Here is a 17,654-nt window from a genome sequence, read left to right on the forward strand (position 1 = left end):
GATGATTTATAAGATAATTATTATATATTTGTTACTAAATAAAGTATGACTGTTGTCATACATACCCACCCAAAATTGGGTGGCTTTGTATGGTTTTGTCATACATATATACTAGTTATAAGTAACTTTACCGCCACCGTTTAATGAGTTCGTCATCCGTTCCTAAGTCGTAAGTTGTGTTGAATTTTTCCACTAATTCCCATTCTAACGTTCTTAAATTCAACTCTAGTTTTCTTTTACACCTTACGCAAATAGCTCTATTTGGTATTGAAGAGAAATTGTAAACATATTTACAATCCCATATTTTACATATTATATTCATATCGGTTTTTTTGGTAATTCCATCCAATGTGATATAAATTTTATTTCATCTAAATCTTTTGAATTTAAATACCAATCATCACACTCCCTGTATCCAATCAGTATTTCAAAATATTCAATTTCATCATCAAAACTAAATTTAGGCACGCAATAAACCAATACAGATTTACCTGATTTTGGCTTTTTTAATTTAACATCTATCCATTCCATAAAAAGCTACTTATAACATTTAGCAAACTAGGCGAAAAAAGCCCTTAAAAGCCCCTGAACCACGAATGTTGAGGGGCTTTTTTCGTTTAGTTGGTGTTGACTGAGTGCCCCATTTTTAGGATTACGCTATAGGGGGATTAGTAGCTTTTAGCTAAGGCATTCAAAACAGATAGTAGCTTCTTTTTTTTTCAATTTTCGGGCTCGTTTTTCGATTTTGAACAGACGTTCCCTTACCCATAAAGGGAGCTTTTTCATTTTCAATAAGTCTTGGAACCACTCGCTGTTTTTGCAGTTCCTATCCAAAAGGCGAAGCCTTGTTTTTGGCATTTATAATTTTCTCGATTTCCTTAATTTCTTGCGACTTGCTTTTAAAATACCGCACCGTGTTTATAATTCGCAACCGACCGTGGGTACAACATGGACATTTGAAGATGTCTTTCCCGTATTTTTCCAGCATTCTAATGGCTACCGGAACTTGCACGATTTCCGTTACGGGGGTGAGTTTCAAACAGTGTCTAATTTGTTGCAATCGGGTTCGTTTTCCGTGATTCTGCATAAAACCGTAATGCCTGATTTTGGTGAAGCGTTTGGGCAGTATGTGCATTTCGAATCGCTGCAAAAACTCCCCACGCAACAGGGGTATCACTTTGATTGTATCGCCGTCGGCATAATCTTTATACCGAAAGTTGACGTGCGTATCGGTTACCGACACGATCCGATGCTTGGTAATGGCTATTTTGTGGCTGTAGCGGCCCAAATATTCCACCACCTGATTTGGGCCTCCAAAAGGGGCTTTGGCATACACATTCCAACGTTTTTTATCCACTTGGTTTACGATCTTCCCCAAATCCAATCCTTGGGTTTGCAAATCCATCTTTTGGATTCTTTTCAGGAAAATGGCTTTGTACATCTTGCCCAAACTCGATTCCGGAAACAGGAAGTTGTCTTTTGTGCCTTTGGCTTCCACCCATTTATGGCCATCAAAACCACCACCAGTGACGATGCAATGCACATGGGGATGAAAATCGAGTTTTTGTCCCCAGGTATGCAAAACCATCGTTATGCCACAATCGGCGCCCAAGTAATTCTTCATTCTCCCGTGATTCAGAATGGTTTGCGAAGCGGCATCAAAAAGCAGTTTGAACAACGCCTTGCGGTTGCGCATAATCAGCGGATTGAATTCGTGCGGCAAGGTGAAAACCAAGTGATAATAAGGCGTGGGCAACAACTCACTCATCCGATTCTCGATCCATTGTTCACGTTTGAGTCCGCCGCAATTCGGGCAATGGCGGTTGCCGCAACTGTGGTATTGAAACTGCTCATTTCGGCAGGTCGCATCATCGCATTTGAGTCGATGATAGCCCATTTTGGCTGTATGGCAACGCGACAACTGATCAAAAACAGCTTTGGAGTACTCGTTAAACCCTTTGGCGCAAGCCTGCTGAAAAACCTTTTGCAAGTCATTCATTTTCGTTCAATAAAAAATCCAAAGGAGAACAAAGTGTCGCACGTTTCTTTTGTTGCAGGTGCAAATAAATCATCGTGGTCTCTATCTTCGAATGTCCCAAAAGTTCCTTGATGGTATGGATATCATTGCCCTGATCGAGCAAATGCGTGGCAAAAGAATGCCGAAGCGAATGCGAGGAAAAACCAAATTTCCCGAGCCCACTGTCTTTCATGGCCTTGCGCACTGCGTCCTGAATGCTGCGCTCGTTGTGTGGAAATCCCGCTTTATGCCCCTCAAAAAGGTAGCATTTGGGACGATGGTCTCGGTAATAGGTTTCCATTTCAGCCAAAAGCTGCTTGGGCAAAAGCGTGAATCGGTCCTTGTTGCCTTTGCCGCCCACGATTTTGATCTGAAAACTCTTGCGGTCGATGTATTCCATTTTCAGTTGGCAGAGTTCCCCCAGTCGCATTCCGGTGCCGTAAAATAACCCAATGATGAGTTTGTGCTTGGGATTCTTGATGCTTTGCAACAATTGAACGACTTGCTCCTGGGAGAGAATCCCGGGAAGTTTGAATTCTTTTCGGGGGTACAATTCGTGCGCAAAAACCAGTTCTGTTCTAAAAATGTGTTTGTAGAAAAAACTCGCCGAGGCGGCAAACAATCTGCATTTATCCCGCCCAACGCCGTGTTCTCGCTTGACGAAATTAAGGTAGCCCACCAGGTCCTTGTGAACCAAATCCCGTGGGTTTTGGTCGTTGAAATGAGCAAAGAGGTAGCGCATTTCCCGAAGATAATTCACGATGCTCTTGGCGGCATAGCCTTTGGCATTCATCACATTGGACAATTCTAAAAGCAGCTCGCAAGCCACCGGATTCAAAGGAACTTTCCCTAAATCATTTTTTTTAAAGGATTCATATTAGTCAGTATTGATTTACAAATAAATATACGTATTTTTGGCCAGTATCGGATTCACCCGCAGGGTGTCAGTTCAACACACGCTACAAGCAATTTGGGTATTAGTCTTAATTTGAAATTGGTTTGTATTTGGAAGATTTGGCAAATCCGAATAATGGGCTTAATTTAGTCCCAGACTGCGTGTAGCGCGGGAACGTCAGGCTGTGAAAAAACCTCTTTTTCCTATTGAAATCTTCAAATTGTCCTGTTCTACAATTCAAATAAAGCCTTTTAAGAAAGTGTTTTTTTTAAGCTGCTAATTTAGTTTGAGAAATAAAAAACTCTGAATTTAGCTTTAAATACTCCGTTTTTAGACAAAACAAGACTTTTGCCTTGTAGGGTGAGTTCCATTTTTTGAGTTTGGCAATAAGATCGGGAACGCCCAGGATATTGATACTGCGTTTGATGTTATACACCAGCATAATCAGGCTGTGTTCTCCGTTTACTTTTTCTAATCCCGTTAAGTTAGTATGGTTATACCCCCATTGTCGCTTGATGGTTCCAAAGATATGCTCGTTAATCTCCTGTCGCTTGCGGTAGAGTTGCGCATTTGCATGGTAACGCTTGTTGTTTTCTTCTACGGCATCGGCATATTGACTTCGGTCTATTTCCCGCCCTGCGGCCCTACTGGTACATAAAAACTTGACAGGACATTCTTTGCATTTGGAGCTTCGGTATTTTTTAAACTCATAGCTGTCTTTTAGGCTACTTTTCTTGTGCCATTTCCCTGTTGTATGGAGCGTTTCGCCTTGTGGACAAGTGTAGGTGTCAGTGGTTTGATCGTATTTAAACTGGGCTACTAAATAATCTTTTGTTGTACCGTTTTCGTTACTTTTTCCTTGTTCGGGTTGCGCTACAATTGTGGTGATATTGGCTTGCTTGCAGATTTCTATTTGTTTCCCGTTATGATAGCCTTTATCCACCAAAGCCGTGTAAGTCTCTATGCCCAGATTCTCTTTGGCCTCAATAGCAATGGCCGACAAGGCACTGCGGTCGTTGCGGTTGATGGTATGTGTGGCCACAACAAGATTATGTTTAGCATCGACTGCGGCTTGAATATTAAACGAAATTTCAACTACTTGCCCTTGAACTAGTAATGCTCTGGCATCACTGTCAGTAGTGCTTATTTGAGGTTCGCCACTTTCTTTTAATTTTTCTTCCAGTTGCTCATAACGCAATTTGTTCCCTTTCAATCGGTCTAACTTTTGTTGGATATTTTGGATTATAGCTGGGTTATCTTTGGCGTCATTTTCTTCCAGAGCGTTTAGGTATTCTTGGGTTTTTGTTTCAATATATTCTAAGTGTTTGTCGATTTTCTTTTGATTGAAATTGGCTTTCTTACTATTGTGAGCTCGGCTTTTGGTGCCATCAATAGCGATGACTTCTCCACCTATTAAGTCGGCATCTTTCAAGAAGGAAACAAATAGTTTGAAAGTGTTTTTTAAAGCTGCAGGGTTGTTTTTTCTAAAATCGGTAATACTGTGGTAATTGGGACGAATATCCTCTAAAAGCCATTGCATTTCAATGTTTCTGAAACATTCCTTTTCTAAATCGCGCCCACTTCTGATTCCGTTGAGATAACCGTATAAATACATTTTTAGAAACACTTTACTATTGAAACTCGGGCGCCCTTCGGCCTTGAGCGTTTTTATAGCGAAACCAAGCTTGCAAAGATCGATATGACCAACAAAGGCATCGATAAAACGTACCTGATTATCTTTACTTATAGCGTCTTCTAAACTCGAAAAACGCATTTGTTGGCGGGAAATTCCGGTGATGTGTTGCATTCTTAAAAATAAGAATAATCTTCTTTTTACACAAGTATTTTGTTATATTTGGTGATAATATAACGAAGGTTTTTTCGCAGACTGACGTTGGGCAACATGTTAAATAAACGGAGACGAATTAATTAATTAATCGAAAATGAAAAAAAATCTACTTATCCTGTTTTGTATTATTATATGTATAAATAAAATTCACTCGCAAACAAATTGGGAACTATTAAATCCTAAACCAACAGCTAATACTGGAAAAGGTGTTGAATTTGTGACAAATAATATTGGTTACATTATAACTTCAAATGAGTTATTAGAAACACTGGATGCTGGTAATACTTGGACAAAAAAGCAAAATATCTCAAGTGGAAATGATATGAGTTTCTACAATACAAAAGGTTATATTGTTGGTAACAATGGATATGTTTTAAAATCTGTAGATAACGGAGCATCATGGAATCAAATTTCTATTGGTTTCAGCGGTAATTGCAATACTGTTAATATAATAGATGATAACAATATAATACTATCAACTTCAAATAGTATCGTAAAAACTAATAATGGAGGAAATACTTGGCAAAGTTTTACAATTCCTAATGTCACTGTGGTTAAAACAGCTTTTACCAGTTCTTTAGTTGGACATGCAGTTTGTAATAATGGAATCATACTAAAAACCATTGATGGAGGTCAAAATTGGTACAAAACAAAAGATAACAGTAATACATCACCTTCAGGTTATTTTACGGTTTATTTTGTAAATCAAAATATTGGTTTCGCAACAAGAGAACATAATGACCTATACAAAACAACAGATGCTGGTGAAACTTGGGTAGAAATTTCTGGAACAAATCAAGCTATTTATGACTTTCATTTTTTGGACGAAAATAATGGTTTCGCCACTGGTGAATATGGTGCCACCTACAAAACAGCTAATGGTGGAAACACATGGAGTCAAATATTTTTTCAAAATGGTTTTATAGATGGAACTTCTATGTATGGTATATATTTTCAAAACAATAATATTGGTTATGCAACTGGTGCTCGTGGTCGAATCATTAAAACTACAGATGGTGGCAATACTTGGGAGTCACAGTCCGAAAACTACAACGATTTTAATAATATAAAAATATTTGATAGCGGAACTGGTTTTGCTAGATCAGGAAATAATTATTATAAGACATTAGATTTCGGGGATAATTGGTCTTATACATCTTCTGTTAGTCATTTTAGTTATTGTAGTGGATTTTATTTTGTTGATGAAAACGTTGGATATTCTGTAGGAGGTGGAACGAACAGTCCATCTGGAGATGTATTTAAAACAATAGATGGTGGAATTAAATGGAAGCAATTGAACATTTATGTTGATGAAGGAATATCTTCAATTTTTTTCCTAAATCAAGATATTGGTTTTATTTCAGGCGGTTTTAATCAAAGAAAAGTACTGAAAACCATTGACGGAGGTATTAATTGGATACAAGTTTCAAATCAAAAATTTGGACAAATACAATTTGTTAATAACTTATTAGGATATGGTAATAGAATAGGATATTCAAAAGGTGGAATGTATAAAACTATTGACGGTGGAAATACTTGGAACATAAGTATTGAAGTAGATAAAGGAATCAATGCCTTTGATTTTATTGATGAGAACAATGGATATTTTGTCGGTGACCAAGGATTAATTTATAAAACAACTGACGGAGGTATTATATGGGAAAAATTAGAAATTCCTTACGAATGGTACACAAAGGTTAAGTTTTATTCAAAAAATGTAGGTTATATTGCAGACGAAGATGGAAAATTATATAAAACAGAAAACGGAGGCTTAAATTGGCAATATCTTACTCAACAATATGCTATTAACTCCATTGAGCTTATTAATGATAAAATATATACTGCAGGATCAAATGGTAAAATTTATAGAAGTGATGTGCAATACCAACCCATAGTTTTGAGTATTAATCCTGCTAAAAACGTTACTAATTCAAGTGCTAGCTTAACTGGTAATGCTACTTCTAATGCACAGGCTATTTCAAACATTCAATTTGAGTACAGTTTAGATTACTCTTTCAAAAATATTATTGCTACAACACCAGGTACAGTTGCTTCAAATGAATCTTCAAATGTTTCAATTAATTTAATAAACTTACAATCAAATACTACCTATTACTATAGATTAACTGCAATACAGAATTCAAATATAAATTACAGCCAAATTTTAAGTTTCACAACACTTCCCGATTATAAAATAGCAACAAACTTTACTTATAATTTTTCATCAACTACTGCACAAATTTCAGGCAATATAATTTCTAATGGGTATGACATTACAAATGTGGAGTTTCAATATGGTACGAGTTATGATGTTCTTGGTAGTACTTTAGGTGGAACACCAACACTTGTATTAGGAAATTCAACAGCAAATGTTGAGGCAAGTTTAACTAACTTAAAACCAGAAACAAAATACTTCTACAAAATAAAGGCCACACACAAAGGGGAAGACATTTATGGCAACATTCAGTCCTTTACAACTTATCCAGAATATAAAATAAATATTAACAGTCCAAATATTAATGGAACAAATGTTACATTATCAGCATATTTAACATCCTATAATAAAGATATAACCGACATCGTATTTGAATATGGTACTCTCGATTATAAAAACAATATTTCAACCAATCCTTCGCAAATCAACGCTAGCAGCTCTAACTATGTAAGTGCCACAATTACTAATCTAGATGCCAATTTAAATTATTATTACAGATTGAAAGCCATGCATAATGGACAAGCAATTTATAGCGAGGAAAGAGTTTTCAATTTTTCAAGAAATATTATAATAGTTAATGGAACAATAGAAGAAACTCAAACAAATTCTTTAAAATTAAAAGGCTTAATTAATTGTCAAGGTGCATATTTAACTAACATTCATTTTGAGTATGGAGTTACAAACAGTTTTGGTTCATTAATAACAGGAACACCAAATTTTGCTTATGGTTATAATACTAATTTGATATCCGGTTTAATCAACAATCCGTTGGCAAAACAAACTTATTACTACAGATTAGTTGCCACTAATAATGGAAATGTAATTTATTCAGATACATACCAATATACAACAGGAACATTAAGTCTTACAGATTTTGATGTAGAAAAAGAAATATTAATATTCCCAAACCCAGCAACTAATTTTTTAAATATTAAATCTAATGCTACTGAAAAAATTAAGTCTATTGAATTTTATAATATCTTAAGTCAACTTGTTTACTATGATAATGTTTCCAATATCTCTGATATAAAAATTGATATATCAAATTTAAAAAAAGGAATATACTTCGTAAAAATAAATTTTGAAAATTCCAAAGTAGCATCGTCGAAATTAATATTGAATTAAAAACACGATTGCCAACAGCTACTACAACGGATTTGGGCAATTGGCTTAATAGAAAGTTGCTTTTGTATTTGGGATGATTTGCTTCGCCTGTTGGCTATCGCTCGGGTAGCAAATCCGGATAATGGGCTTAATTTAAATACCCGTTAAAACAATTTTTCAACTTTTATAAAAATTATAATTATGAACAATAAAAGACTTATTATCATTGTGTTCACAGTAGCATTCCTATTGCTCATACCATTAATAGCGATGCAGTTCACAGATGAAGTGAATTGGACTCTGTTCGATTTTACTGTCGCTGGTGTTCTGCTGCTCAGTACAGGTTTGGCGTGCGAACTTGTAATAAGGAAAGTAAATAAAATCAGCCTGCGAATTGCCATCTGTGTGACTCTTTTGGCAATGCTCCTCCTTATTTGGGCAGAACTTGCAGTTGGTATCTTCTACTAACTTTGCATCCAAAATTTTAAGCAAAACCTAAAAATCAAGAATCTTTACAATAAGCCCTGTTTTGTATGTCTTTTTTATACTATTTTGACTAGACAAACGTATTAGGAAAGCAATTGATACCAATCAATATTTTAGATTTATTATCGAATTATATTTTCTCTTGTAATTTTTTTTATTACATTTAAATTTTATAAAAAGAGTTGCTGGATAAAGATAGTCTAGGACTTTAACCCACGCAACAACTCTTTTTATAAAACACTTTGTTTAACTGCTTCTGGATAAAGACATTCAAGTTCCGACAGCGTTAAACTAATAAATAAAATCAGTCAAAATGAAGAAAGATACCGTTTCGGCTCCCTTTGAGCAAATAGTTGATGATTCAATACCGGATTCCAGAATAAAGATTGCTAATTTTTTACCAGATCCTGAATCGCGTTTGGATTCTATGCTAATGAAATGCAAACCTATAAGTAATTCCAGCATTCCATATAGAGATTTGACGAACCCTATAACGAAGCGAGAAAGTATTGCTCGACTCATCGACAAACTTGATGTTGCTGCAAATATTCGATACCAAAGAACCACAGAAGACACGTATTGTAATGTGTACACTTTCGATTATTGTTATTTCTCTAAAGTTTATGTTCCTACTGTTTGGTGGACAGAGGAAGCGCTCCAAAAAGTACTGGACGGACAAGAAGTGGAAGTTATTTTTGGGGAAACCGTAGATCATATTTATTCCAGTGCCATACACGATTGGTTTTTGAAATGGGGAGCCAGTTTTGGTTGGAAAAGAATGTTTAGCGTTGATGAAATTCAAAATAAAGTAAACACAAATGGAGGAGTTGGAATAATTTGTGCCAAGAGGAAAGAAAAAGGACTCTCCGGGCATATCGTTCCCGTTGTTCCCGAAACAGATTTGAATAAAGCCTACAGAGAAAATGGTGTTGTGGTATATCCGCTGCAATCACAAGCAGGAAAATCGAATTACAACTACTTTTCGGAAGTTAAGAAAGATTGGTGGAATGATGAGTTATATTCCTCCCATGTGTTTTACTACCATGACTAAATAAATTGCAGTTAATCTATTTGCTCACTAACGCATTCAATGAAGAAAAACAGATTGAAATTATAAATAAAAATGGTATTACAAATGCAATAAAATACGATATTGCCGCCTTGAAACACCGTATACGCAATCCTGAAATCTTTTCTAAAATTGCTATTGCCTTTTTTAAAATAATCCTAAAATAGACTTCAGACTTTTTCCTCAATTATCATCCAATTAGCTACTTGGAATTGACATAATAATTAAGTAGTTTTGCCACTTGAAAAACACCAAAATAGCAAAAGTTCTAATTAAGCTATTCGTCTACTTAATTTATTGATATAAAAGTAATTAAAAACAATACCAATTTTATAACTACATTATAAAATTTTACTTTTCATCAATCGTTCAGTAGATACAAGTGCAAGATTTCTGAGACAGAAATTTAATTGCTGTCGTTTAAAAGTCAAAAAACTTTTTTAAGGATTGTAAGCAATTATGCCTAAACCAGTAAAGAACTGTTTTTAAGTACTTTACAACTGATTGAATCTCGCTCGGAAATTAAAATAAATAATAATAATTATTAAGTCAATTAACCATTAAAAAAAAGAACTCGCATAAATGAAAGAAAATCAGACAAAAAAATATTATTGGGGAATTGGATTAGAAAACGAAACCTACATGCAATTTGAAGAATCCTTAATAGTATCTGGTGAATTTATACAAGAAAAAATTGGTTATGAGAAATATAGTATTGATTATAGAAAATGCTACAAACCGGAAAGCTTAGCTCCTGTTTTGAAAAAGGCTTTTTGCCTGAATGAAAATTATAAAGTGAGTCGAATGATGAACAGTCATTCTTTAGAAAAACTGGATATAAACTACCAGCACAAAAATCTATCAGCTGTAAAACCATTAGTTGAGAACACAGATCCTACTGATGTAATCCTACCGCCAATTGAAAACCCTGAATATCTTGGAAAATCCATAATGGAACTTTTTCTTGAGGACCAACCCTATAATATTCAAAGCATGATTACCCAAAGAAATAAAACGATGGGTTCTGTACATTTTGATGGTGATTCTATCGAATTTGTCACAAAATACTTTGAAAACCGAACCATAGCCGATTCTTGTCAAGAGTTAAAAGCAACCAAAAAGTTATTCCTCGATACCATAAATGAATCAAAGGTTATAAAAGAAAAATTAAATTTTCCAGATTACAACAACGGTCTTAATATGTTTATGACCAATCAGGAAAACCTCGTTTTGTTTAACAACGGAACGTACCATTTTCACATTACTTTACCTACACTGACAGAAAACAGCAGGATTGTGGATTACAAAGCTTTTGATAAAACACACGCCAACGCTATTTATTTACTGCAATGGTTTGAACCATTTTTTATAGCAACCCTAGGAAGTCCCGATATTATGGGAGTGATAAGCACTAAGTATGATTTAGACGAAAAATTTACTTTGGGTTCTATGCGTAATGCCATGTCCCGTTATATTGGGGTGGGCACTTACAACAAATCGATGCCTAAAGGAAAAATTCTGACTTACAATGTAGATGATTTTAGAAAACTGCTAAAGTTTGAAGAAAAAGAAAATATTTGGTGGAGAGATCAGATTCAGTCAGAGATGGAATATGAATTGCTTTCGGAAGTGGGTCTTGATTTTAATCAGGAAAAAATGTACCAAAGTGGTTTTGAATTTAGAAGTTTTGATGAGTTCCCGGCAAAGTATCTAAATGATGTTCTTTTTTCCATTATTTTAATCTGTGAACATGCGCTAAACCTACCGGATGTCAAATGGGGACATGACAGTGTAGCTTGGAATAATTTAGTTTTTAAAACTTTAAAATACGGTTATTTAACTGAAATAAATGAAGCTGAAAAGAACGAAGTTTTAGATTTATTACAGTTATTAAATCCATCCGACAGTAACTATAATGCGCTCAAAACCGAAGTTGAAGCCATAGTATTGCTGGACGAATTTTTCTTTAAAGTTTTGGAAGTTTTACATAATAAGTACAAAGACAATAATGTATGTATCGATTCTATGTGTGGACAAAAAACAAGTTTTCCACCAAAATGGGATAACTTTAATAAGTACCAAACCGAACAACATATGCAGCAAATTGGTTCTTTCTTTAAGAATTAAATAGGTTTTGGCTCTAGCCTTACAAACTTTAAGTACAGAACATAATACTTTTCAAACAATTAAAAAAGGCTTTCTTTATTGTGCAATTTCATAAAAGCAATAACCTCATCAAATCGGTCACTGAAGGGTGAAAAATACTGCAATACCATGGGAATGTGTTTTTTATTCAAATGTTTAAGTTTAACTTCTGGCTGATATTGGTGTAACTTATCAATAAACCTATCGTTAGCGGTTTTAATTGAAGCATATGTTTTGTGCCCAACATAAATTAAAAAAGGAGGCGTATTTTTATTTATGAAATAGATGGGAGAAGCATTTTGCCATTGTTCGGATTTTATAGTCCAGGTTGTTATATAATCGTCTTCAGCTGTTGGCGGATTTTCTTCTAAATAATTTTTCATATCTAATCCTGCCGCATCGTTCAGTATTATTCCAGAAACAGCAGAGGGATCAATTCCATATTTAGGATTCATTACCGCCAAAGCGATAAGATGACCGCCTGCCGAATGTCCGGTAACATAAATCGCATTCGGATTCCCATTGTATTGGCCGATATTGTTTTTTGTCCATTGTATCACTTGAGCAACTTGTTGTGCCATTGCATCATAATTTGCATTGGGACTCAAGGTATAATCCGGAATAACCGTAATAACGCCTTTGCTTGCAAAATTTCTTCCTAACAAATCATAGGTTCCTTTGCGTCCGCTATTCCAGTTTCCTCCATGTACAAAAATTAGGACAGGGAGTTGCTTTGCTTTAGAATTTCGAGGTACAAAAACATTTAATTTAGGAGTAGTTGTAGAAGTAACGCCAGCTGATGCCCTTAAATAAGAAACATCCGTACTCTTTTTGGCTCCACAACCCACAAACAAAAAACCAAATAATAAAACTATAACCGTATAGGGAAAACGCATATTCCTTTTTTTACGAATATAACATTTAAAAAAATCGCGAAAGTTAATTTATATTTAAAAAGCTGTTTTAGTGAGTAAAATGATTTCATATGCTTTAATTCTCATACATTTACTTATACCAATGATTTTAAAATTAGAAGGTTTTCAAATAATCAAGTTCTTTTTCTCTATATTTATTTTACTAAAAAACTAAAAAAATGAACAGCAACAACACCCAAAGTCCGGTTAAAACGAGTTTAATTCAAAACATAAGTCGCTATGCATTAGGAGTATTTCTTACAACTGCTGGAATAAGTCACCTCACATGGAGTCGCACTGAGTTTTTAGCACAAGTGCCGCCATGGGTTCCTGTAAATGCAGATTTAGTAGTATTACTTTCTGGATTTGTTGAAATTTTGTTGGGTCTATCCCTACTCTTATTATTTAAATATCGCACACAAGTTGGTTGGATTGTGGCTGCTTTTTTTGTCCTTGTCTTTCCAGGAAATATTGCGCAACTGGTAGAACATAGAAATGCTTTCGGGCTCAATTCAGACTTGGCCAGATGGCTCAGACTTCCACTTCAACCACTTCTAATTATACTGGCATTATGGTCGACTGGAGCCTGGCATTCCTGGAGATCAAATAAATAAAAATACGATTCTCACAATAAACTACTATAACAACTTAAACATAAATGTATAATTTAAAAGATAAAAAAGTACTCATTACTGGCGGGGCTTCGGGTATAGGGAAATTAATGGGTGAAATCGTTTTGAAACGAGGCGCTCAATTAATTATTTGGGATATAAACCCTGAGGGAGTAACCGCCACTACTAACGAACTTTCAAAACTGGGAAAAGTAACCAGTTTTGTAGTCGATGTTTCTAATGCAAGCCAAATTAAAGAAACCGCAGCGTTTGTTAAAAAGAATTGCGGCGTCATTGATGTACTAATCAATAATGCGGGAATTGTGGTGGGAAAATATTTTCACGAACATACAAGTGAGGATATCAATAGAACAATGGACATTAATGCCAGCGCTCCGATGCAGATCACCATTGAATTTCTTGCCGATATGATGCACCAAAACTCGGGTCATATCTGTAATATTGCCTCATCCGCAGGGTTAATTTCAAATCCAAAGATGTCTGTTTATGCGGCCAGCAAATGGTCCGTGATTGGATGGTCTGACAGTTTACGACTGGAAATGAAACAACTAAATAAGGACGTTGGCGTGACAACCGTTACTCCTTATTACATCAATACGGGGATGTTTGACGGTATAAAATCAGTGGTACCTATTTTAAATCCTGATAAAGTTGCCCGAAAGATTATTACTGCCATTGAGCACCAACGCATTTTTTTGAGCATGCCATGGAGCGTTGGTTTTGTCCGATTTTTTCAAGGCGTATTGCCAATTTGGTTTTTTGATTGGTTTGTAGGCAAAGTTATGGGGGTATATTCTACAATGGATCATTTCAAAGGGAGAGTATAATTATTTTCCTGCGAAAAATAATTATACTCTATTCTGATTTTTTCAAATTAAAGCATTTTGACACTGAAACGCATCTAAAATAAACTTGAAAATACACATAAAAAAAGCTGTCTTAAATTAATAAAGCAGCTTTTTTATTTTAAATTTAAAACACTAGTTGAATTGACCAGAAACATATTCAATTAAATTTTCATCACTCATTTTACTAGAAGTACTTTCTTTAGCCTCTACATTTTTGTACTGTGGAGTCTCGCGTAAATATTTAATAAATTGTTCTTGTGCAACTCCAGGTCCTGTTACATGCAATTCATCTACATTTTGCATGTGAGCAGTTATGTTTTTGAACAACTTGTGAAGTGAATCTCTTTCAGCATTATTTGCCGCATTTTCACTTGAATTACGAACTTGAGTATCTACTTTTTCATGTGCTAAAATTACGAAATCACCTGAATCTACATTTTCTCTACCTACAATAGATGCATGTTCGGAATCCATCCAAACACCAAACTGTTTTTTGTTTTTTTCTGACATAATTTTTATTTATTTTATTTATACTAATAGTATTAAGTCAACAAAAGTTTGCCGTTAACATCTTGCAAAATATAGAAAAACTTCTAAACCTTTCCGTAAAAAAATGTTAAATTGTTTATTTGGTTTAGTTTGCAGGATCCATAAATGCGAATCGCAATTCATTTTTTTGATACTTTCTTCAGCTTTGCTAAAGAGTAGAGTGTTCTTTTTTGTACAAATAATCCTGGAACATTTCTCGATGCGGGGAATGTTGCGACCAATTTTGATTTGGATTTCACGACGCAGTCTTTTTTGGCGGAGCAGACAAATTCATATAAGAATTTAATTACAGCCATTTATATCAGAGGACGATGGCGCTTTTAGACAATTAAATCAAAACAAAAAGTATCATATTTAGCAAATAGCACTATAAAATCAGCTGTGTAATCGTAAATTTGTAACACTACAATTTACATAAAAGGCTGAATAATCTTTAAAAACAACAAAATGAATGCAGAAAAAATAATACAAGAGAGACTAGGTACCATTGTAGATGTGCGCAGTCATGATGAATTTATGGGCGGTCATGTTGCGGATTCCATTAATATTCCTTTGAATGAAATCCCGCAAAGAGTGGATGAATTACGAACTCTTAATGGCCCATTAGTACTTTGTTGCGCATCGGGAAACCGAAGCGGACAGGCACAACTTTTTCTGACCGAACATGGAATCGAATGCTACAATGGCGGTTCCTGGCTAGATGTAAATTATTATCAATCAAAAACAAGTTAAATAAAATGATTGACACACTCAAAAAATTATTTGGTTTTGGACCAAAAACAGACTATGCCGATTTAGTAAAACAAGGTGCTATTGTTCTGGATGTACGAAGCAAAGGAGAATATGCCGGCGGACACATTAAAGGTTCCTTAAACATTCCGGTGGGTACCTTAAGCAATAACTTGGCTGAACTAAAAGATAAAAATCAGACTATTATTACGTGTTGTGCTTCGGGAATGAGAAGTGCTTGGGCTAAAAGCATTTTGAAATCAAATGGTTATTCACAAATTTATAATGGTGGAGGCTGGAGCAGCTTGCAAAACAAAATAAGTAAATAAAGCAGCAAGTTAAATTTTAAAAAATCATACTATTCGTATTTACAATTAGTTAATTAACAATTGATTAAAATATAGTTTGTTTAATTTTATAGTATTGGAAAAGTAAGTAATGCGTTTGAAAAATACAAGCATCAAATTTAGTACTACTTACAAAAATTAATCTTTAAAAAACAACTATTATGAGACCCGAAACTAGCAAAAGCGAATCTTTTAAAGTAGCTGCTCTAGAATCAAAATCAAATGCAGCACATGGATTGAGAGATTTATTTGAAGTTGGATTAAAAGACATTTATTGGGCAGAAAAAGTATTGACAAAAACGTTACCAAAAATGGTAAAAAATGCTTCCTCTCCGGAATTAGTTAACTCTTTAAAAAACCAATTAAGTGAAACGCACGAACACGTTTCCCGTTTGGAAAAAATATTTGAAGTAACTGGTATTGCACCAACAGCAAAAAAATGTGATGCCATGCAAGGCATATTGAAAGAGACTAATAGTCTTATCAAAGAAACCGATATTGGTATGGTACGCGATGCAGGTATTATTGCAGCGGATCAAAAGGTAAAACATTATGAAATTGCAACCTATGGCACTTTACATGCTTTTGCAAAAACTATAGGTGAAACCAAAGCGGCAGAATTGCTGGCAATGAATCTTAATGAAGAGAAAAAAACGGATGCTGCATTAACTGGAATCGCTTTATCCGCTATCAATAAACTGGCCTTTAAAGCAGATTCAATTACAAATACTTAAAATTGAACTGAATTCAAGACCGGTAATTTCTTACTGTTTCTCAATTGAAAAAAAGCCTGTTTATGCAGGCTTTTTTGTGGATAATTGCAACCTGTTTTCATAATTGTTTTAAATACAATCCTGACTTATACCCAAGTTAAATATTCAAAAAAACTATTGCCTTAACCCTAAATAAAAATTACATTTGCAGCAGTTTAACTTTTACACACAAAATGAAGCCTAACACACAACAATTAAACGATTTAACTATCCAAGTCAGAAGAGATATTCTTCGAATGGTACACGCTGTCAACTCAGGACACCCTGGAGGATCTCTAGGTTGTACTGAATTTCTGGTAACGCTTTACCAAAACTTGATGGAACGCAAAGAAGGTTTTGATATGGACGGTATTGGAGAAGATCTTTTCTTCCTTTCAAACGGACATATTTCGCCAGTTTTCTATAGCGTTTTAGCGAGAAGCGGTTATTTTCCAGTTTCGGAATTATCGACTTTTCGTTTGATCAATTCAAGATTACAGGGACACCCAACTACTCACGACAGTTTACCTGGAGTAAGAATTGCGTCAGGATCTCTTGGACAAGGACTATCCGTAGGAATTGGCGCTGCTCAAGCTAAAAAATTAAATGGTGACAAACATATTATTTACACGCTTCACGGTGATGGTGAATTACAAGAAGGTCAAAACTGGGAAGCAATCATGTATGCTTCTGCAAAAAAAGTAGACAACCTTATCGCTACTATTGACCTTAACGGAAAACAAATTGACGGAACTACTGATGAAGTTTTAGCAATGGGAAGTATCCGTGCTAAATTTGAAGCTTTTGACTGGGATGTTTTGGAAATTGAAAAAGGAAACGACCTTGAAGCTATTATAGCAGGAATGACAGATGCGAAATCAAGAACTGGAAAAGGAAAACCAGTTTGTGTATTATTGCATACGGAAATGGGTAACGGAGTAGATTTTATGATGAATACTCATGCTTGGCACGGTAAAGCACCAAATGATGCTCAACTTGACAATGCTTTAGGCCAAAACTATAATACTGGAGGAAATTCAGACTACTAAGAATTAAGATTGAAGATTAACGATTTCTGATTGCAGAATTTTTAATCTTTCAAT

At 34.9% G+C, this 17,654-nt stretch carries 17 protein-coding genes; 10 read left to right on the forward strand and 7 right to left on the reverse strand.

Annotated elements, in window-relative coordinates; all coding sequences use genetic code 11:
* Positions 1-127: 127 nt before the first annotated feature.
* The 5 genes from ACFX5E_RS15745 to ACFX5E_RS15765 all read right to left on the reverse strand — a co-directional run bounded on the left by ACFX5E_RS15745 (position 128) and on the right by ACFX5E_RS15765 (position 4,719).
* Positions 128-322, reverse strand: coding sequence for a hypothetical protein (locus ACFX5E_RS15745; RefSeq protein ID WP_379856121.1), 195 nt, complete (start codon positions 320-322; stop codon positions 128-130).
* A complete protein-coding gene (locus tag ACFX5E_RS15750) occupies positions 319-531 on the reverse strand; it encodes a DUF551 domain-containing protein (protein WP_379856122.1) in 213 nt (70 codons plus the stop codon). The genes ACFX5E_RS15745 and ACFX5E_RS15750 overlap by 4 nt, the downstream gene beginning before the upstream one ends.
* A 295-nt stretch (positions 532-826) precedes the next feature.
* Positions 827-1,999, reverse strand: coding sequence for an IS91 family transposase (locus ACFX5E_RS15755; protein ID WP_379856123.1), 1,173 nt, complete (start codon positions 1,997-1,999; stop codon positions 827-829).
* On the reverse strand, positions 1,992-2,846 hold the full coding sequence (locus tag ACFX5E_RS15760; RefSeq protein WP_379856150.1) for a tyrosine-type recombinase/integrase: 855 nt from the start codon (positions 2,844-2,846) through the stop codon (positions 1,992-1,994). Before ACFX5E_RS15760 ends, ACFX5E_RS15755 begins: the two co-directional genes overlap by 8 nt.
* A gap of 334 nt (positions 2,847-3,180) precedes the next feature.
* Positions 3,181-4,719, reverse strand: a complete 1,539-nt coding sequence (locus ACFX5E_RS15765) for an IS1182 family transposase (protein ID WP_379856124.1) — start codon at positions 4,717-4,719, stop codon at positions 3,181-3,183.
* A 136-nt stretch (positions 4,720-4,855) separates the two neighbouring features.
* Here ACFX5E_RS15765 and ACFX5E_RS15770 point away from each other — a divergent pair, with 136 nt between their 5' ends.
* From ACFX5E_RS15770 to ACFX5E_RS15785, 4 genes are all read left to right on the forward strand, one after another.
* Positions 4,856-8,101: a T9SS type A sorting domain-containing protein gene (locus ACFX5E_RS15770; RefSeq protein WP_379856125.1), complete on the forward strand. Its 3,246-nt coding sequence runs from the start codon at positions 4,856-4,858 to the stop codon at positions 8,099-8,101.
* Positions 8,102-8,281: 180 nt separating this feature from the next.
* Positions 8,282-8,548 (forward strand): hypothetical protein, encoded by a 267-nt coding sequence (locus ACFX5E_RS15775; protein ID WP_379856126.1) that lies wholly within the window; start codon positions 8,282-8,284, stop codon positions 8,546-8,548.
* A 331-nt stretch (positions 8,549-8,879) separates the two neighbouring features.
* A complete protein-coding gene (locus ACFX5E_RS15780) occupies positions 8,880-9,617 on the forward strand; it encodes a hypothetical protein (protein WP_379856127.1) in 738 nt (245 codons plus the stop codon).
* Positions 9,618-10,217: 600 nt separating this feature from the next.
* Positions 10,218-11,762, forward strand: a complete 1,545-nt coding sequence (locus ACFX5E_RS15785; RefSeq protein ID WP_379856128.1) for a hypothetical protein — start codon at positions 10,218-10,220, stop codon at positions 11,760-11,762.
* A 59-nt stretch (positions 11,763-11,821) separates the two neighbouring features.
* Here ACFX5E_RS15785 and ACFX5E_RS15790 read toward each other — a convergent pair whose 3' ends face one another.
* Positions 11,822-12,676, reverse strand: a complete 855-nt coding sequence (locus ACFX5E_RS15790; protein WP_379856129.1) for an alpha/beta hydrolase — start codon at positions 12,674-12,676, stop codon at positions 11,822-11,824.
* Positions 12,677-12,873: 197 nt separating this feature from the next.
* Between ACFX5E_RS15790 and ACFX5E_RS15795 the strand changes: the two genes are divergently transcribed.
* Both ACFX5E_RS15795 and ACFX5E_RS15800 read left to right on the forward strand, forming a co-directional pair.
* Positions 12,874-13,308 (forward strand): DoxX family protein, encoded by a 435-nt coding sequence (locus tag ACFX5E_RS15795; RefSeq protein WP_379856130.1) that lies wholly within the window; start codon positions 12,874-12,876, stop codon positions 13,306-13,308.
* A 44-nt stretch (positions 13,309-13,352) separates the two neighbouring features.
* Positions 13,353-14,153, forward strand: coding sequence for an SDR family oxidoreductase (locus ACFX5E_RS15800; protein ID WP_379856131.1), 801 nt, complete (start codon positions 13,353-13,355; stop codon positions 14,151-14,153).
* Positions 14,154-14,306: 153 nt separating this feature from the next.
* Here the strand turns inward: ACFX5E_RS15800 and ACFX5E_RS15805 are convergent, their stop codons facing one another.
* Positions 14,307-14,684: a hypothetical protein gene (locus tag ACFX5E_RS15805; protein ID WP_379856132.1), complete on the reverse strand. Its 378-nt coding sequence runs from the start codon at positions 14,682-14,684 to the stop codon at positions 14,307-14,309.
* Positions 14,685-15,170: 486 nt separating this feature from the next.
* Here ACFX5E_RS15805 and ACFX5E_RS15810 point away from each other — a divergent pair, with 486 nt between their 5' ends.
* The 4 genes from ACFX5E_RS15810 to ACFX5E_RS15825 all read left to right on the forward strand — a co-directional run bounded on the left by ACFX5E_RS15810 (position 15,171) and on the right by ACFX5E_RS15825 (position 17,600).
* Positions 15,171-15,455: a rhodanese-like domain-containing protein gene (locus ACFX5E_RS15810; RefSeq protein WP_379856133.1), complete on the forward strand. Its 285-nt coding sequence runs from the start codon at positions 15,171-15,173 to the stop codon at positions 15,453-15,455.
* Between the two features lie 5 nt (positions 15,456-15,460).
* Positions 15,461-15,781 (forward strand): rhodanese-like domain-containing protein, encoded by a 321-nt coding sequence (locus ACFX5E_RS15815; RefSeq protein ID WP_379856134.1) that lies wholly within the window; start codon positions 15,461-15,463, stop codon positions 15,779-15,781.
* Between the two features lie 179 nt (positions 15,782-15,960).
* On the forward strand, positions 15,961-16,533 hold the full coding sequence (locus ACFX5E_RS15820; RefSeq protein WP_379856135.1) for a YciE/YciF ferroxidase family protein: 573 nt from the start codon (positions 15,961-15,963) through the stop codon (positions 16,531-16,533).
* 212 nt (positions 16,534-16,745) lie between these two features.
* On the forward strand, positions 16,746-17,600 hold the full coding sequence (locus tag ACFX5E_RS15825; protein WP_379856136.1) for a transketolase: 855 nt from the start codon (positions 16,746-16,748) through the stop codon (positions 17,598-17,600).
* The last annotated feature ends 54 nt before the right edge of the window (positions 17,601-17,654 follow it).

The organism is Flavobacterium xylosi (genome assembly GCF_042787345.1).
GTDB lineage: Bacteria > Bacteroidota > Bacteroidia > Flavobacteriales > Flavobacteriaceae > Flavobacterium > Flavobacterium xylosi.